Origin of the sequence: Streptococcus hepaticus (genome assembly GCF_043656315.1) — a bacterium.
GTDB classification, from domain to species: domain Bacteria; phylum Bacillota; class Bacilli; order Lactobacillales; family Streptococcaceae; genus Streptococcus; species Streptococcus hepaticus.
This window is the reverse complement of the sequence record NZ_JBINIY010000003.1, coordinates 149673-165285: the sequence shown is the minus strand read 5'-3', so window position 1 is coordinate 165285 and position 15613 is coordinate 149673. Positions and strand designations below refer to the sequence as shown.

Below are 15613 nucleotides of genomic sequence, written 5' to 3'. Positions count from 1 at the left end.
TTATCTCCTTTTCTCTCTTTACAAGACCGCTTCTGCAATCAAACGATCAAATACACGGACATCAACACCCTTTTTCAAGTTGACCTTGATATGTCCTGCTCGTGTCCACAATTCAACTTCCGCATTAAAATCAAAGGTGCCTGCATTTTCAGTAGACCACATGTTAATCGCACTATAAGGGAGAGAATAAATCTCCACCTTTTTACCCGTCAAACCTTGAGTATCTCTGACAATCAGGCGCTTATTGGTAAAAATGGCACTGTCTCGAATAGTCGCATAGGCTGCCTTAGCAACCTCACCTGGAACTAAAAGCTGTGTGACATCTTCAGGAATCGGACATTCTCTTACAAAGGTCCAGACAAGTGGCGTTAATTCTGTCATGTAACTTCTCCTTATTCTTATATTTTATGTATTATACCACAACTATAAAACAAAAGCCCCTACCAATGGCGGGGACCTTGTTGCTTTACGTTTTTCAACGCTTAGCGGGGAAATAAATAATATTAGAGAACCAAAATTTATTTGCGACGTCCTGGACGTTCTTTGTAGCCATAGTATGCGTCAGCCATGATTTCTTCCATGTCTGCTACCATTGGCAAGCGTGGGTTAGCTGGTGAACATTGGTCTTCGTAAGCAAGAAGAGCAATTTCATGCAAGCTATCTTTCCAAACTTTTTCATCAATACCTTGATCTTTGAAGTTCATCTTGATACCAACAGCTTCACCGAGTTCGTAAACAGCTTTAGCGTAAGATTCAACCGCTTCTTCTGGAGTTGATGCAGGAAGTCCGAGCATACGAGCGATGTCTTGGAATTTTTCATCAGCTTTCCAGTAGTTGTACTTAGGCCATGTAGTTGTTTTAGATGGGCGAGTACCGTTGTAGCGGATAACGTATGGAAGCAAGATAGCGTTTGTACGTCCGTGAACTGTATGGTGAACACCACCGATCTTATGCGCCATTGAGTGGCTCATACCAAGGAAGGCATTGGCGAAGGCCATACCAGCCATTGTAGAAGCATTGTGCATTTTTTCGCGTGCTTCTGGGTCTGATTCAAGAACAGATTTTTTAAGGTATTGGAAGACAAGTTTGATAGCTTGAAGCGCGATACCGTCAGTATAGTCGTTAGCAAAGTTTGAAGTATAGGCTTCAGTTGCGTGAGTCAATACGTCCATACCAGTATCTGCAGCGATGAAGCCAGGAACTGATTCAACCAAGGCTGGGTCTACGATGGCAATAGTTGGTGTCAATGCGTAGTCAGCAAGTGGGTATTTGCGGTTGTTTTTCTTATCAGAGATAACAGCAAATGGTGTTACTTCAGAACCTGTACCAGATGTTGTTGGGATACCAATGTATTTTGCTTTCTTACCAAGTGATGGGAATTTGAAGGCACGTTTACGGATATCCATAAATTTTTGAACAAGGTCGCCAAAGTCTACTTCTGGTTGTTCGTAGAACATCCACATACCTTTAGCAGCATCCATTGGTGAACCACCACCAAGTGCGATGATTGTATCTGGTTCGAAGGCACGCATTGCTTCAGTACCACGGCGGATTGTAGTGATATCTGGATCTGGCTCAACATCTGAGAAGACTTGGATAGTCACTTTGTTCTTACGAAGGTTGAGTTGGTCAATCACACGTTGTACAAAGCCAAGGCGTTCGATAGATTTGTCAGTAACGATCATAACACGTTCAATATCTTCACATGTTTGGAGGTATTGGATAGAATTACGTTCGAAGTAGATTTTTGAAGGAACTTTAAACCATTGCATATTATTTCTACGTTTCCCTACTTTCTTGATGTTCAGAAGGTTGACAGCTGATACGTTATCACCAACTGAGTTGCGGCCGTATGAACCACATCCAAGTGTCAATGATGGCAAGAATGCATTGTAAACATCACCGATACCACCGAATGTTGATGGTGAATTCCAGATGATACGCATTGCTTTCATTTCAGTACCGAAACGTTTTGCAAGTTCTTCGTCTTTTGTATGGATGGCAGCTGAGTGACCAAGACCGTTGAATTCAACCATTTGGCGAGCTTTTTTAAGGCCATCTTCTACATCTTCAGCTTTCAAAACTGCAATAACTGGAGACAATTTTTCACGAGTGAGAGGTTCTTTTTCACCAACTTCTACACATTCAGCAGCCAAGATGTTTGTTCCTTCTGGAACTGTGAAGCCTGCTTGTTCTGCAATCCAAGTCGCTGGTTTACCAACGATGTTTGGATTCAATTTAGCGCCAGCACAGTTTTTGCTTGTACCTTTTACGCCGAAGCAGAATTCTTCAAGAAGAGCTTTTTCTTTTTTGTTAACGAAGTAAGTTTTGTAAGATTTGAATTCAGCTACAAACTCGTCGTAGATTTCTTTGTCAATGATAACCGCTTGTTCAGACGCACAAACCATACCGTTGTCAAATGATTTAGACATTACGATATCGTGAGCTGCTTGACGGATATCAGCCGATTTTTCAATGTAGGCAGGAACGTTACCAGCACCTACACCGAGAGCAGGTTTACCACATGAGTAAGCTGCACGAACCATTGCGTTACCACCAGTTGCAAGGATTGTTGCGATACCATCGTGGTTCATCAAAGCATTTGTTGCTTCGATAGATGGTTGAGAAATCCATTGGATACAGTTTTCAGGAGCACCAGCTGCAATCGCTGCGTCACGAACGATTTGTGCTGCGTGAGCTGATGATTCTTGTGCTGATGGGTGGAAACCAAATACGATTGGGTTACGTGTTTTAAGAGCAATCAATGATTTGAAAATCGCTGTTGAAGTTGGGTTAGTTGTTGGTGTAACACCACAGATAACACCGACTGGTTCCGCAATTTTTGTCAAACCTGTAATTGGATCATCTTCGATAACGCCAACTGTTTTCACACCACGCATGTTGTTAACAACGTGTTCACATGCAAAGAGGTTTTTAGTTGCTTTATCTTCAAAAACACCGCGTCCTGTTTCTTCGTGAGCATGAGCAGCCAAGATACCGTGAGCATCAAGTGCAGCTACAGATGCTTTAGCAACGATGTAGTCTACTTGTTCTTGGTTGAGTTTGCGGAACTCATCAAGAGCTACCAAACCTTTTTGAACCAATTCATCTACGTGAGCTTGAGCAGCTTGCAATTTTTCTTCAGGTGATACTGTTTTATCAGCCATTTGGGTTTCCTCCAAAATTATTTTCCCGTCAACTTTTTCTTGTTAACTTTTTCACAATAATATTGTACACCTTTTCATCGCATTTGTAAAGCATTTGTTATATATTTCACAAAATTATTTTTCTGTTTTGTGAAAAAAATCTCAAACTAGCAGTAGGACCCCGTCTTTATCTCAATATTGTGAAAAAATTCTCAAAGTTTTTTTATTTCACAAATGATTTTCAGGAAAAAATCATGCAAAAAACCACCAAAATTTGGTGATTTTTACATTTTATTTAATGTTTTCTAATACAGTTGCCAAGTCTGAAGTGATCTCGTCAAAGCTAGCTTCTACTTCTGCTCGAGTTTGGTTGTTTTTAATGATGACACGATCAGCTTCTACTTCACTTTCTCCCAAGGTCAAGATGAATTTGGCATTGAATGCATCTGCCGATTTGAACTGGGCCTTGATTTTACGTCCAAACACATCACGTTCTGCTACGAAGCCTTGTTGACGCACAGCTTGTACTAATTCCAAAGCTTTGCCATTTGCTGCCTCTCCCAAAACAGCGATATAAAGGTCCATTTCATTTTCAAGAGGGAGTTCAATTCCTTGCTTATCCAAAACCAAAAGAAGACGTTCCATTCCAAGACCAAAGCCGAAACCTGGCGTTTCTGGCCCGCCGAAGTACTCAACCAAACCATCATAACGACCACCTGCACAAATCGTTAACTCTGACTTATCCACCTGCGCCATAAACTCAAAAATAGTATGGTTATAATAGTCTAGTCCACGCACCATGTTGGTATCGATTACATAAGAAATCTTGAGAGCCTCTAGCATATCACGAACTGCATCAAAGTGGGCTTGGCTCTCTTCATCTAAATAATCCAAAATAGATGGTGCATTTTCAACTGCAACCTTGTCTTCTTTTTCCTTAGAATCCAAAACCCGAAGCGGATTTTCATCCAAACGACGTTGGCTATCCTTAGAAAGCGACTCACGCATAGGAGTCAAATAGTCAATCAAAGCCTGACGATAAGCAGCACGACTAGCACTCGAACCCAAAGTATTGAGGTGGAGAGTGATATCCTGAATCCCCAAATCGTTGAAAAGCTGGTAAGCCATGGCAATAGTTTCTACATCAGTTGCTGGATTTTTTGAACCAAAGGCCTCTACACCAACTTGGTGGAATTCACGTAAACGACCTGCCTGCGGACGCTCATAGCGGAACATTGAACCGATATAGTACATTTTCACCGGCTTTTGCACTTCTGGCGCAAAAAATTTGTTTTCAACAAATGAACGAACAACTGGCGCAGTTCCTTCTGGACGAAGAGTAATATGGCGCTCACCCTTGTCATAGAAATCATACATTTCCTTGGTAACGATATCCGTCGTATCGCCTACCGAGCGACTGATGACTTCATAATGCTCAAACATTGGCGTTCGGATCTCACCATAATTGTATTTCTTGAACGTTTCACGAACCACCTGCTCCACATACTGCCACTTGGCAGCTTCCTGTGGCAAGATATCCTGAGTTCCTTTAGGTTTTTGTAATTTCATCTTCTATCCTCGCTTATAGTATTCTCTCTATTTTATCATAAAAATGGCAGAGCTGATACTAGTCTTTCTTTTCTACTTCTGAAACCGTTTCAAGACTTTTACGCCCTCCAATAAAGTCTTCAAATGTCGTCCAAAAGTCTATCAAGAGAAAAATAAACAACAGGCCTACTTGACTTTGACAATCTCGCCATGCTTTCTGGAACATTTCTTCCTAAATCTAATCACTTATCCAAAAATTGCAAAATATTTCTCCAAAAAAGTGTCAAGTAACTTTACTTTACAAAAAAAATATGATATTCTATTACAGTTGGTAAAAAACCAAAACTTATACATCGAAAGGAAGACATAAAAATGGCAGTACCTGCACGTCGCACTTCAAAAGCGAAAAAGAACAAACGTCGCACTCACTACAAAGTAGCAGCTCCAACTGTGAAATTTGACGAAACAACTGGAGATTACTCACGTTCACACCGTGTATCGCTTAAAGGATACTACAAAGGACGTAAAATCGCTAAAGCAGCTTCAGCTGAATAATAGAAGGGAGATACCATGCGCGTAAATATTACACTTGAACACAAAGAATCTGGTGAACGCTTGTACCTTACTTCAAAAAACAAACGTAACACCCCAGACCGTCTTCAATTGAAAAAATACTCACCAAAATTGCGTAAACATGTTGTGTTTACTGAAGTAAAATAAGACAACATACAGAAAGCCTATGAAATCAACGTTTCAAAGGCTTTTTTCTTTTGATTTTAGCAAGATAACTGAATTTTAACTGATTAAAATAAATCAAATAATTATTTCTGCTAAATCTATCATAGCCTGTTCAATCTTATGTTTTCCTTTTTGCATTACATGAAGATAAATTTTTTCTATCTCCTTGCTATCCTCGGAATGTCCTACAAATTCTCGGATAACATTCAAACTAACTTTTTTATCTGCCATAACTGAAACAAAACTATGTCGGAACATATGAGGCACTATATGAATAGGTCTCCCAAAATCTACTAAATCATCAATATCTGCATAAGGTTTTCCACTCTTCTTGTTATATTTTGCAGACTGACTAGAGCCACCACGCAGAAACATTGAGATTTCTGACTGGTACAAAGGACTGCCCTGCTGATTCTTTCCCTTGACATAAATCCGAGTGAAGATATATCCCATATCCCTATAAGTAGGGTTAAACTTCGCTTGAAATCTATTTCTCTCAATGTATTTCAATAAAATCTCTTCCACTTTAGGAGACATTGGAATAGTTCTAACGCTCTCTTTGGTCTTTAGAATAGCCCTATATCGTTCCTTCTCATCGGTCAACCTTTGTTCTGCCATTTCTTTATCACTCTTGTTGTGACTTGCTCGTTGCCAATGTACTTTGATAAGTTTATTCTTGAAATCTAAAATATCTTCATTCAATCCAAGGGCTTCGCTCGGTCTCATTCCTGTCAAATAGATTATTCTTAAAACATCAGCCACTAGTTCATGATTGTGTCTCTTTGTCCACTTTTCAATAATATCAAATACTTGATTTGCTTCCTCAACTTCAAGATATTTTTCAGCTATATCTTCCCTAAGTTTCGCCTGCTCCTCTGCACTTGTAAGGGTCTTACGCTTGACCTTCTTGTTTAGAATAGGATGTTGAGAAATTGTCAATTCTCCGTACTCTACCGCCCAATCAAATATCATCTTAAGATAAATGTGAATATTTTTTGAAATTCCTTCAGTAGCATTATCAATAATACTTTGCATTTTTTCTTGCTCCATACAAAACTGCTTAAAACTCATGTTTTCATTGAAATTAGGAAAAATATGCTGATTATATACACTAACTCTACTATTCAAAGTATTCTTTGCAGGTTTAACCCTATTGACCCACCACTTAAATGCTAAACCGTATAATTCTTTATTTTCATCATACGGTCTAGCTATGTCTTTTAGAAGTACAGTCTTACTAGGCTCGATTTCTTTCGGTTTCTCTCCAGTCAACTCTAATACAGTTTCATCAATCATTGCATTCAATAACTTTGAAACTTTCGTAATCAGCTGACTATTCTTTATATCAGAGATAACTAGCTTATCTTGACCCTTGCTATCTTTTCCTGTCGGTGTTGCCTTAGTAGAATACCACCCTTTATTTTCCCCTCCTGTAAGATACTTATAGCGACTTTTTGTTATCAAGGGGTGAGTATACCTCATTGCAAATTTAACAAGTACATTACCTTTCTTAGAAGGGTCTGGTTTCCATTGATAGACCGTTAAAACTCGAGTAGTCTTACCTACTTTCATTTTCCCCTCCTTGTGCTAAGCAATAACTGCCTCGTTTTCATGGAAAATTTTATAATCAAACCAATCCTTGAAAACTTCTGCATGGATAAAAACATTCCCATGAGTTCCACAAATTCCAAAAGAATAGGGACTATTCCTCATTTGACGAATATAGTGATCCAAAGTCGGTAATTTCATACCCTTCCAGAGTTCATCTAAGAACTCCTTTTTTCGATACCAATTTTTGGTTAAATCATAATCTGACCTCGTTTTAATCTCTATCATTGAAGACATTCCTTTCTTTTGTTATAATTTAGTTAGTTAATTTTTAGAGGCGACTTGTTTTCAAGTCGTCTTTTTTTGTCCCCATAAGGGAGAACTATTCTGCTCTCGAATATATTGCTCTATATCCTTTTCATCATTATCAGTTAGCCTTGACAAGCCCTCTTTTAGTAGACCTTGAATGTAGTCCTCTGCCTTTTGAACATCATAGGCTTGATATTTTGCTGTATAGACTTTTGCCAATGTCTTCGCAACTTGTTTCTCTGTCCAAGCCTCTGACTGCCGTAATGTAGGCTTAGTTCTCTCAACGCTCAAAACAGTCTGATTTTCGGTTTTTAGATAGTCTAGCCACCACTTGACCTTTTTTCTTCTCCAACGATTAGTATCTGTCGCATTTGGTTTCACAAAACGATAGTGACCATTGATAGCCTCAAAATAGATAGATGACAGAGGACGCTTTAGAAACAATTGCTCTGCAATAATATTCGCCTTATCCTGCCAACATCTAAGTTCCGCACGAATCCAAGAGGGATATTCTACAAGCTCTTGCTTGGTAAGTTGTTCCATACGTTTATTGTAGATACACCATTGTTGATTACCTCTGGAACCTATAGCAACCGTCTCTCCAACTCGTTCTCCATTTTCTAAGACAGATTTCTCATGATACTCAAAATGCTTTGCTTTCGAGATACATAAACCTTTCTTGCAATAGTCATATACTCGCTGAACATCTAAACTACCGTCAAATATGTCGTGAGCAATATCTAAGCGAGTAAAATTAACCGAATACTGATACAACCGACCTATCAATGCTATCCAATTATTTTCGTTACCGTCCAAAAATTCTTCATATTGGCGACAACCTTGCCCTTTTAATTCGATAAAAACCCCCATTGAAGGTCTATCCTCATTAAAGTACACTTTAATCTCAGAACAAGCATAATGTCGCTGGTACTTGTTTATTCCCCAATTATTTAATGTGAAATCTTTTAAAGGAATTAAAAGAATATCAGTTAAAACACTTTCTGGAGGAATATTTTTAACGGTTACTGCAAAATAATCAATTCTGACTGTATTCATAGGGTTATGCTCCTAGAATTTTAATGTCCTCACATACTAATTTAACACCTGCCCAGTTACTTCGTGCCATGTTCCAAGCCAGTCTCACTTTAGGCTGAATCAGTTCAATAGGAACATTCAACAAAGCCTCGCTTTGAGCAAGTTTTGCAATTTTATCTACATTACCAACAATTTCTAGGTTAATAGCTTTCAAGTCATCAGTAGAAATTCCCATTTCAGTTAGAACTTTCACTTTATCGGCATCAAGGGCAGTACAAGTGATTTTCGTAACTTCTTCAGTTTTGATTTTCTCGCCATTAACCTCGTTATACCTATTATTTACTTTAGCAGATAGAATAACAATTTTTTTCGGCACTTCAAACTGTGTCATATCCAAATCAAGTTGCCCAATCTTAAGGGTAGTATCTGTCATATTGTAAGTCATAATAATTACTCCATTTTCTATTCAAAAAGTCGTATCCTACACGAAAAGTAACTCAATCCCTTCTCCCACAAGGGTTTCAATGACTTCGGTATAACCAACAAGCCGTAACCCCTTACGTATCAAGGGTTTAGAGTACATTTCATGTATGTGTGCACCCCCTATTAGTACTGGGGGTATTTTTCTGACCTCCTGCAAAGCAGTCGGTTGGCTCTTTCTCCTAGCGAAAAGAGGAACGCTCCGCTCGATTCTGCCCCCTGGGCAATCGTCCCTATTTCGCTAGTCCGAAAGACCGTCATTATTTCTAATACTCCAGTAACAGTCGCAAGCCTTATCAAAATATTCCTCAAAGTCTAGTTCATCAGACTTAAAAGGTGTTTCAACATATCTAGGTTGTGGAATCACTCCGTCTATTTGAATGTAGCCTGTCCCAATACCGCAGGTTTTATAATCAACATCTTGACTTGAAAACATCATGCGACAAGAATCCGAATCAGCAGTAGTTGACCCCAATAAGAGAGCTATTCCAAAGTTTTGTCTCATATACGTCGGAATGAAGTCACTTGAAGCCCTCTGTAAGCCAACTATGACTTCTATAGAAGCCTGTCTTGATTTAACTAGTAAACTTCCAAGATTAGACATTGCCTCTTGATAGGCTTGCTTTCCTTCTTTAGTAGTCTCTGCCTCTGTTTTGAAAGCAATCCCCTCATCTAACACAATAACAAGTGGGTAGTTCCCATTAACTTCTGCCCACGACAATACTTTTCCTTTGGAAATATAGGTATTTGGATTGTCAGCCATAACTTGAAAGCGTCTATTCATCTCCTCAACAGCTTCTCTTAAAGCTCCTGCAATTTGAAAAGGGCTATTGTAAACAACTTTGTAACCTAACCTATCTTCTAATTTCTTACCAACTATCCAAGATAGCTCGCCTTTTTTAGGATCTAGTAGCTTAACTTCAGAACCTAGCCTTAGATACTGAGCCACAAGATTCTCAATCATGACCGTTTTCCCCGATTTCGTTGACCCTGCTAAAAGCACATGTGGAGGTGAACCAAATTGCCATCCCACTTTCTCAGAAATTGTCAATTTTGCTGTTTGAAGGGTGTCTTCCCAAGTCAATCTATTTTCTGCAAATTTAGGAAAAATATAGGTCACTTGGTTAATTGTTTCTGTCATTTCTCCCAAATCTAACGAAAGCGAACTAGATAAGAGTGACCCAATTTTAGAGGCTAAATCATTATATTTATCTCCATATTTCATAGCATAAATTTCTATATTCTGTTCTGTTTCCCTATATTTTAAAACTAAATGATTAGTGATTTGTTCTATGCCATTGATAACCTGACTCTCATAAAATTTGTTAGAAACAATCATATATTGCAAATTATAGTTGATTCCATTCAGATATGCTTGCTGACATTTTTTCCAAAAGCGAAATATGAACCAAAATATACTAATAAAAAATATACCAACGATTGAACTAAGAAAATTTTCTCGAAATGAAAGAATAGTAGTCAATATCAATATCGCAAAAATAAAATAGAAAGACTTAGAAATAATGCTGCTATAAATAACTGGTATATGTAAGTTTGGTCTAACTGTTTTAAACTTCTGATTTCTCCACATCTGTAGTTGTTTGATTAGCTTCATTATCTGTCCCTCCGTGGTCATTTTCTGATAAATAACCCAACAATAACAATAAAAGTGGAATAACTAAAAAACCTCCAGCTACAAACAAAGTATCAAACCACGGAGACATCGTCCCTTTCATCTGGAATATAATATACAAAGAAATAACTAGAGCAGGATAGGTTATGTTGAACATAAATTTATAAATTTTCATAATAATTTCCTTTCATAAAACCAAAGGGGGAGAGGTTAGCTCCCCTAAATTCTAAGCCTCGGACAACGCCCCTGCAACAGCCTTAACTAAGTAGCTATATTTGAATTTAGTCCACCCTAGTCTATTTATAACATAATGATAAAAGTCAGGATTTACATCAAATTCACATTCAACAGCAAAAATAATATCTTTATTGGCTTTTCTTGAGAAGGAGCGGTGGTTCTCTTGAACACGGTCTAAAATCTTATCAGTGATAAAATCCGAGGTATTGCCCCTGTAATAATAGGACTCATTGTTAATTTTTTTTGAAGTGAAAATGTCATCAGACAAACATGAACCTGTTGTAATATGAAATGACTGACAAGCTCTATGCCACATGTCAAGCAATCTCGTTAGATAGCCAACGGATAAATTCTTACCATAAATAGTATTTCTAAGTTTTTTTGCATATGGTAATGCATCTTTTGAATCGTATATGTAGAATCCCCCAATAACTGCATCGGGAATGTATTTTGATAGCCTACGGCAATACCCTTGTTCGATAACGTCGTCAAAGGTATGAGTTCCAGTTCTTGGGACTATCTTTATTGGTACTATTATATTCTTTTTAGGTTTCATATTATGTTTCCTTTCAACATAAAAAATTCAATATGTGTGTTATTACATCAATTAATCTCTCCTCTAGGTGAAGCTCTAATCATAGAATCTCCTTTATATATTCTTGGTGGTCACACAAAGATACAATGTTAGGATAAAATTAAACCTAATAAAAGGTTTAAAGTATTTCTTTTTGATACTGCTTATATCCAGCAAAAATGACTAATTTTATAATATAGGAAAGCCTCAAAATTCGTCTATTATTTTCTCCCATAAATTTTCTTTGATAGCTTTCTAATCCATTCCAAATTTCATCATCTAAATATAATTTAGGGGTTGTACTAGCGTCAGAATCTATTTTAAAGCTTAACTTATCCATCTCTTGTGCTAGCATATCCCAGTCCTCACTATCATAGCTAGTAGTATTTCTGTAACACATTTCAACAATACTAGAAAAACTAACCTTAAACGAAATATTCCTAGAAATCCCATTTAAAACTGGAAAATCACTCAACAAACTATTTTCTGCTTTTTCAATTAGTCCTTGAGCTATTTCTTCTTCTAGCTGCTTTTGTTTCCAATTTATCAATTCATCAACCCAGAAAGTAGTAACTGAAGCTAAACGAACACTTTTATAGATTCTCATATTCCCTCTCTTTTTGTATCTTTGTATAACCACTATACCATGAGTTGTGATACTTGTCAACAAATAACTGAAAAATAACTGATTAAACTTCAAGTAATCTACAATTCACTATATATCACTCGCTTTCTATCCGATATAAAGCCTGTCAGATAAAGCTTTCTAAGTATCATAATACTTCATTAAAATAACATTTTCTTTACTGAAGTTAAGTAAGGGGTTCACTACACGTCATTAGACGTCAAAACATTGATTTTAAGCGATTTTTGAATTTTTGAAGTTCATTACATTGCAATATAAATCAATAAGAACTCTACCTTTTACTCTACCTTTTTTAGATGAATATATCATTTGGATATTGAAGTTAAACCCTGCTATCATTTCGATGGCAGGGCTTTTTAATATTTGGTACACTAACTTCTTATCTATATTTTGGTGGAGCTGAAGTTGACATCTACAAAGTTTAATGTTAAAATACATTCAAAAATATATTTGAATGAGGTATTTTATGATTCAAAATGTTGTTACTTCAATAATCCTGTATTCTGGGACAGCCGTAGACTTACTTATTATCCTAATGTTATTTTTTGCCAAAAGAAAAAGCAGAAAAGACATCATTAACATCTATTTAGGACAATTTCTAGGCTCTGTTAGTCTAATATTGCTAAGTTTGCTTTTTGCATTTGTCTTAGATTATATTCCTAGTAAAGAAATTTTAGGTTTGCTCGGTTTGATTCCAATTTTCCTAGGCCTCAAAGTTTTGCTTTTAGGAGATTCTGATGGAGAAGCTATTGCCAAAGAAGGGTTGAGCAAAGATAATAAAAACCTGATTTTTCTAGTCGCTATGATTACTTTTGCAAGTTGTGGTGCTGACAATATTGGTGTCTTTGTCCCATATTTTACTACCTTAAATTTAGCGAATTTGATAGTGGCTTTACTTACCTTTCTAGTCATGATTTATCTCTTGGTTTTTTCTGCCCAAAAATTGGCACAAGTCTCTTCTGTTGGAGAAACTTTAGAAAAATATAGCAGATGGTTTATTGCCGTTGTTTATTTAGGATTGGGGATATATATCCTGACTGAAAACAACAGTTTTGACATGCTATGGACTGTTTTAGGCTAGGAGAAAATATTTTGAAAAAAGATAGTATCTGCCAAGTGAATGTTATAAATCAACAAAATGTTACAACCGCAACGAACTACCTTGAAAAGGAAAAAGTCCAAAAATCACTTCGCATTTTATCAAAGTTTACCGATAATAAACAGATAAATATCATCTTTTATCTCCTTGCTGTTGAAGAACTCTGTGTCTGCGATATAGCCTGTTTACTAAATCTCAGTATGGCATCTGCCTCCCACCATCTTCGTAAACTAGCCAATCAAAACATCTTGGACACTAGAAGAGAGGGGAAAATTATATATTATTTTATAAAAGATGAGGAAATCAGAGATTTTTTTAATCAACTAGGATAACAACTATTTTTTCTACTTTTCCATGTTTATAGGGGACTTATCTATGAAATTTTTTGATGAAAATTACTCACAAGAAATACCTACTCGTATCAAATGTTTAAGAAAAAAGTATAATTTAAAGCAAAGTGACCTAGGTAATGCAGGTCAAGTTAGCCAAGTTGAAAAGGGAAAGCGACAAGTTACCGCTTCAATATTGCTTTATTTGAATACTCAAACCGACTCGGACTATAAAGAAATTATTTTTGGAGATATTGCCAAGTTTGTTGAAAATATGTTTTACCACTGCTTCAGCTCTATTTTATTTAGAGATTTGGAATCTGTAGATAAAAGAATGTATTCTTTTTCGGACGATGATTTAATTTCAATACAATCCAGCTGTCTTAGACTTTCCAAGACATTCGCAAATTTCAATATTCAAAGAAAAAATTTTTTGGCTTCTGATGAAACTGAAATGGATACTTTTCACAAGAAAGATGACATTGACATTACTGTTGGTGAAAAAAGTTATAACCTCGCTAGAAGTTTTAGAACCAGTACTATCAATGAATTAACTGTCATTGATTTTGAAGAAATGTTTGATATTCTTTGGTTGATGTTAGGGGATAATTTAATTAAATCATTTGAAGTTAATGTCTGTAGCATCCTATTTGAATTAGACGGAAATGGCATACCCTCAACATTTAGGCAAGAAAGCATTGACCCACTTATCAATAAATGGTGGTATGATAATGTTTCGACAGAAATTATCCCTAACCTAATTAAAAAACTCAAAGAAAATCCACTATTTAATATCGGATTCCTGGTTGATGATATTCTAGAACGAATGTATAAAGAAAATATCCCAAAATCTTACCTTACGTCCGTTCCGTTAGTTATTTCCAAAAAAGCAAACACAAAATTTGCATACAGTATGACAGGCGGTCAACAAATAGATAAGGCAAAATTTGAACAGATATATAATGACTATATCCAACTGTTACGTCAAGGTAAAGATGTTGCAGAGTTAACCCAAAAGTACTCCAAAGAAGAGCTAGAAAGGAATGGCTTTAGTGTTCATAAATCTGAAGATATAAAACTAACAGAGGAAAGAACTTTTGATGAAATTATAAATTGGGTTACCAATCCTTATTCAACGAAACCGATTCAAAATGGAGAGACAATTCAATTAGAACTAGCAAAATTTTCACCTGAAGATAAGAAAAGAATAGAAGAAACTGCATCTCAGGGAATAAATGACATCGAACTTATTGATTTAGTTGACCTCTACGACATTAATTTAGACAATACAAGTGTCTCTCGCCATATTGAAGGTTTATTAACGAATAATACACAAGTAACACACTATTTTCAAGAGAAATTAAACGAAGAATTACTTGAAATGGCTTACTCTCTGGATAAGGTTCAGCAAGCCTTTATTAAATTATTAAATGAGGAAGAGATAAGAAAATTTGCACTCTAATGACTAGGCATTAATGCTTAGTCTTTTTTTTACACTCATTTTTACAAATTTGGATTTCCTGAAAAAACGGAGAGTAAAAAATTTCGATAGTTTTTGCATTATACTGAACGTATCAAGAAAACATCTTGATAACTAAAATTTAATTACAGTCCAAATTGATGCGCATCAAAAGGACGGAACTAAACAGATATGAAGATATGACAGTAATGGTCATATTCTGCATTGTATTGTTCCGCCATGTTTTTGGTGTGCCTTTTGTCATACTTGGCGTTCAATACTTGCTCATACTGTTTCTTTCCGCTCCTAAAACGGGCTGTTGGAAAGAGGCAGATATGCAAATACATTACCCTACAAATGTTGAATCAGTAGATGGTCTCGAGCCACATGAACAAGAATTTTGGCTTAATGAGCTAAAACACTTAGATAGACTAGAAGAAAATTATCAACGTAAAATCAGATACCACCAAATATCTAGTCTAGACTTTGTTGTCTCTGAAGACGGACGTGAGACAACACTCCAAGAACTTATTCCGAGTGATTCTTATTCTGGCGAAGACAATGTAATCAAGCAAGTAGAAGAACAACTTTATCTTGAAGCATTAACTGAATTAGATGAAAAACACCGTATCGTTTTTAAAGCTATATTTGAAAATGGTCTAAATGCTACAAAAGCTAGTCAACTAATTGGTCGGTCTGATAAGACTGCTAAAAAGTACTACAAGAAAGCCTGTAAACAGGTTCTTAAAAAAATGCAATCATAATAGATTAACTAGTAGTCAACAAAAGACTACTAGTTTTTTTAAAAAATTCCGAAAACCATATTCTGAAT

Annotated in this window: 18 protein-coding genes; 6 read left to right on the top strand and 12 right to left on the bottom strand. The window is 36.3% G+C overall.

From position 1 onward, the window contains the following. Positions 1 to 18: 18 nt before the first annotated feature. The 3 genes from ACHUFA_RS04625 to hisS all read right to left on the bottom strand — a co-directional run bounded on the left by ACHUFA_RS04625 (position 19) and on the right by hisS (position 4715). The gene (locus ACHUFA_RS04625; RefSeq protein WP_222347761.1) at positions 19 to 381 is read right to left on the bottom strand and encodes a PH domain-containing protein; all 363 of its coding nucleotides are present in this window, start codon (positions 379 to 381) and stop codon (positions 19 to 21) included. A gap of 137 nt (positions 382 to 518) precedes the next feature. Then, positions 519 to 3167 (bottom strand): bifunctional acetaldehyde-CoA/alcohol dehydrogenase, encoded by a 2649-nt coding sequence (adhE, locus tag ACHUFA_RS04620; RefSeq protein ID WP_222347760.1) that lies wholly within the window; start codon positions 3165 to 3167, stop codon positions 519 to 521. Positions 3168 to 3437: 270 nt separating this feature from the next. Beyond that, on the bottom strand, positions 3438 to 4715 hold the full coding sequence (gene hisS, locus ACHUFA_RS04615; RefSeq protein ID WP_394405035.1) for a histidine--tRNA ligase: 1278 nt from the start codon (positions 4713 to 4715) through the stop codon (positions 3438 to 3440). A gap of 351 nt (positions 4716 to 5066) precedes the next feature. Between hisS and rpmF the strand changes: the two genes are divergently transcribed. After that, entirely contained in the window at positions 5067 to 5249 is a 183-nt protein-coding gene (gene rpmF, locus ACHUFA_RS04610) for a 50S ribosomal protein L32 (RefSeq protein ID WP_002937589.1), read from the top strand. A gap of 15 nt (positions 5250 to 5264) precedes the next feature. After that, positions 5265 to 5414, top strand: a complete 150-nt coding sequence (gene rpmG / locus ACHUFA_RS04605) for a 50S ribosomal protein L33 (RefSeq protein ID WP_001265622.1) — start codon at positions 5265 to 5267, stop codon at positions 5412 to 5414. Between the two features lie 93 nt (positions 5415 to 5507). Here rpmG and ACHUFA_RS04600 read toward each other — a convergent pair whose 3' ends face one another. The 9 genes from ACHUFA_RS04600 to ACHUFA_RS04560 all read right to left on the bottom strand — a co-directional run bounded on the left by ACHUFA_RS04600 (position 5508) and on the right by ACHUFA_RS04560 (position 12332). Further along, positions 5508 to 7004 carry a tyrosine-type recombinase/integrase gene (locus ACHUFA_RS04600; protein ID WP_024390704.1) on the bottom strand — a complete coding sequence of 499 codons (1497 nt, stop codon included), beginning with the start codon at positions 7002 to 7004 and terminating at the stop codon, positions 5508 to 5510. 15 nt (positions 7005 to 7019) lie between these two features. Further along, positions 7020 to 7268, bottom strand: a complete 249-nt coding sequence (locus ACHUFA_RS04595) for a hypothetical protein (RefSeq protein WP_017647554.1) — start codon at positions 7266 to 7268, stop codon at positions 7020 to 7022. A gap of 60 nt (positions 7269 to 7328) precedes the next feature. Continuing rightward, entirely contained in the window at positions 7329 to 8345 is a 1017-nt protein-coding gene (locus ACHUFA_RS04590) for a replication initiation factor domain-containing protein (protein WP_394405034.1), read from the bottom strand. 4 nt (positions 8346 to 8349) lie between these two features. Beyond that, entirely contained in the window at positions 8350 to 8769 is a 420-nt protein-coding gene (locus tag ACHUFA_RS04585; RefSeq protein WP_029693511.1) for a hypothetical protein, read from the bottom strand. 276 nt (positions 8770 to 9045) lie between these two features. Next, positions 9046 to 10422, bottom strand: coding sequence for an FtsK/SpoIIIE domain-containing protein (locus tag ACHUFA_RS04580; RefSeq protein ID WP_394405051.1), 1377 nt, complete (start codon positions 10420 to 10422; stop codon positions 9046 to 9048). Beyond that, the gene (locus tag ACHUFA_RS04575; RefSeq protein WP_172105952.1) at positions 10373 to 10612 is read right to left on the bottom strand and encodes a hypothetical protein; all 240 of its coding nucleotides are present in this window, start codon (positions 10610 to 10612) and stop codon (positions 10373 to 10375) included. The genes ACHUFA_RS04580 and ACHUFA_RS04575 overlap by 50 nt, the downstream gene beginning before the upstream one ends. Before the next feature lie 51 nt (positions 10613 to 10663). Next, positions 10664 to 11230 carry a hypothetical protein gene (locus tag ACHUFA_RS04570; RefSeq protein WP_394405033.1) on the bottom strand — a complete coding sequence of 189 codons (567 nt, stop codon included), beginning with the start codon at positions 11228 to 11230 and terminating at the stop codon, positions 10664 to 10666. Between the two features lie 157 nt (positions 11231 to 11387). Then, entirely contained in the window at positions 11388 to 11855 is a 468-nt protein-coding gene (locus tag ACHUFA_RS04565; protein ID WP_172105950.1) for a hypothetical protein, read from the bottom strand. Between the two features lie 252 nt (positions 11856 to 12107). After that, positions 12108 to 12332 carry a FanG protein gene (locus ACHUFA_RS04560; RefSeq protein ID WP_394405032.1) on the bottom strand — a complete coding sequence of 75 codons (225 nt, stop codon included), beginning with the start codon at positions 12330 to 12332 and terminating at the stop codon, positions 12108 to 12110. Between the two features lie 28 nt (positions 12333 to 12360). On the opposite strand from ACHUFA_RS04560, the gene ACHUFA_RS04555 reads away from it, so the two are divergent. The 4 genes from ACHUFA_RS04555 (at position 12361) to ACHUFA_RS04540 (ending at position 15545) form a co-directional block, all read left to right on the top strand. Then, on the top strand, positions 12361 to 12975 hold the full coding sequence (locus tag ACHUFA_RS04555) for a CadD family cadmium resistance transporter (RefSeq protein ID WP_164405179.1): 615 nt from the start codon (positions 12361 to 12363) through the stop codon (positions 12973 to 12975). 11 nt (positions 12976 to 12986) lie between these two features. After that, on the top strand, positions 12987 to 13325 hold the full coding sequence (gene cadX / locus ACHUFA_RS04550; protein WP_000711091.1) for a Cd(II)/Zn(II)-sensing metalloregulatory transcriptional regulator CadX: 339 nt from the start codon (positions 12987 to 12989) through the stop codon (positions 13323 to 13325). A gap of 43 nt (positions 13326 to 13368) precedes the next feature. Continuing rightward, entirely contained in the window at positions 13369 to 14784 is a 1416-nt protein-coding gene (locus tag ACHUFA_RS04545) for an XRE family transcriptional regulator (RefSeq protein ID WP_394405031.1), read from the top strand. Positions 14785 to 15116: 332 nt separating this feature from the next. Next, on the top strand, positions 15117 to 15545 hold the full coding sequence (locus ACHUFA_RS04540) for a sigma-70 family RNA polymerase sigma factor (protein ID WP_044685822.1): 429 nt from the start codon (positions 15117 to 15119) through the stop codon (positions 15543 to 15545). The last annotated feature ends 68 nt before the right edge of the window (positions 15546 to 15613 follow it).

What these genes read in the sequence shown, in the direction of transcription:
- ACHUFA_RS04595 (WP_017647554.1), bottom strand. Translation starts at nt 7,268, where the DNA reads ATGATAGAGATTAAAACGAGGTCAGATTATGATTTAACCAAAAATTGG.
- ACHUFA_RS04555 (WP_164405179.1), top strand. Translation starts at nt 12,361, where the DNA reads ATGATTCAAAATGTTGTTACTTCAATAATCCTGTATTCTGGGACAGCC.
- ACHUFA_RS04585 (WP_029693511.1), bottom strand. Translation starts at nt 8,769, where the DNA reads ATGACTTACAATATGACAGATACTACCCTTAAGATTGGGCAACTTGAT.
- ACHUFA_RS04560 (WP_394405032.1), bottom strand. Translation starts at nt 12,332, where the DNA reads ATGTATTTTAACATTAAACTTTGTAGATGTCAACTTCAGCTCCACCAA.
- hisS (WP_394405035.1), bottom strand. Translation starts at nt 4,715, where the DNA reads ATGAAATTACAAAAACCTAAAGGAACTCAGGATATCTTGCCACAGGAA.
- ACHUFA_RS04590 (WP_394405034.1), bottom strand. Translation starts at nt 8,345, where the DNA reads ATGAATACAGTCAGAATTGATTATTTTGCAGTAACCGTTAAAAATATT.
- rpmG (WP_001265622.1), top strand. Translation starts at nt 5,265, where the DNA reads ATGCGCGTAAATATTACACTTGAACACAAAGAATCTGGTGAACGCTTG.
- ACHUFA_RS04570 (WP_394405033.1), bottom strand. Translation starts at nt 11,230, where the DNA reads ATGAAACCTAAAAAGAATATAATAGTACCAATAAAGATAGTCCCAAGA.
- ACHUFA_RS04600 (WP_024390704.1), bottom strand. Translation starts at nt 7,004, where the DNA reads ATGAAAGTAGGTAAGACTACTCGAGTTTTAACGGTCTATCAATGGAAA.
- ACHUFA_RS04565 (WP_172105950.1), bottom strand. Translation starts at nt 11,855, where the DNA reads ATGAGAATCTATAAAAGTGTTCGTTTAGCTTCAGTTACTACTTTCTGG.
- ACHUFA_RS04545 (WP_394405031.1), top strand. Translation starts at nt 13,369, where the DNA reads ATGAAATTTTTTGATGAAAATTACTCACAAGAAATACCTACTCGTATC.
- adhE (WP_222347760.1), bottom strand. Translation starts at nt 3,167, where the DNA reads ATGGCTGATAAAACAGTATCACCTGAAGAAAAATTGCAAGCTGCTCAA.
- rpmF (WP_002937589.1), top strand. Translation starts at nt 5,067, where the DNA reads ATGGCAGTACCTGCACGTCGCACTTCAAAAGCGAAAAAGAACAAACGT.
- ACHUFA_RS04625 (WP_222347761.1), bottom strand. Translation starts at nt 381, where the DNA reads ATGACAGAATTAACGCCACTTGTCTGGACCTTTGTAAGAGAATGTCCG.
- ACHUFA_RS04540 (WP_044685822.1), top strand. Translation starts at nt 15,117, where the DNA reads ATGCAAATACATTACCCTACAAATGTTGAATCAGTAGATGGTCTCGAG.
- ACHUFA_RS04575 (WP_172105952.1), bottom strand. Translation starts at nt 10,612, where the DNA reads ATGAAAATTTATAAATTTATGTTCAACATAACCTATCCTGCTCTAGTT.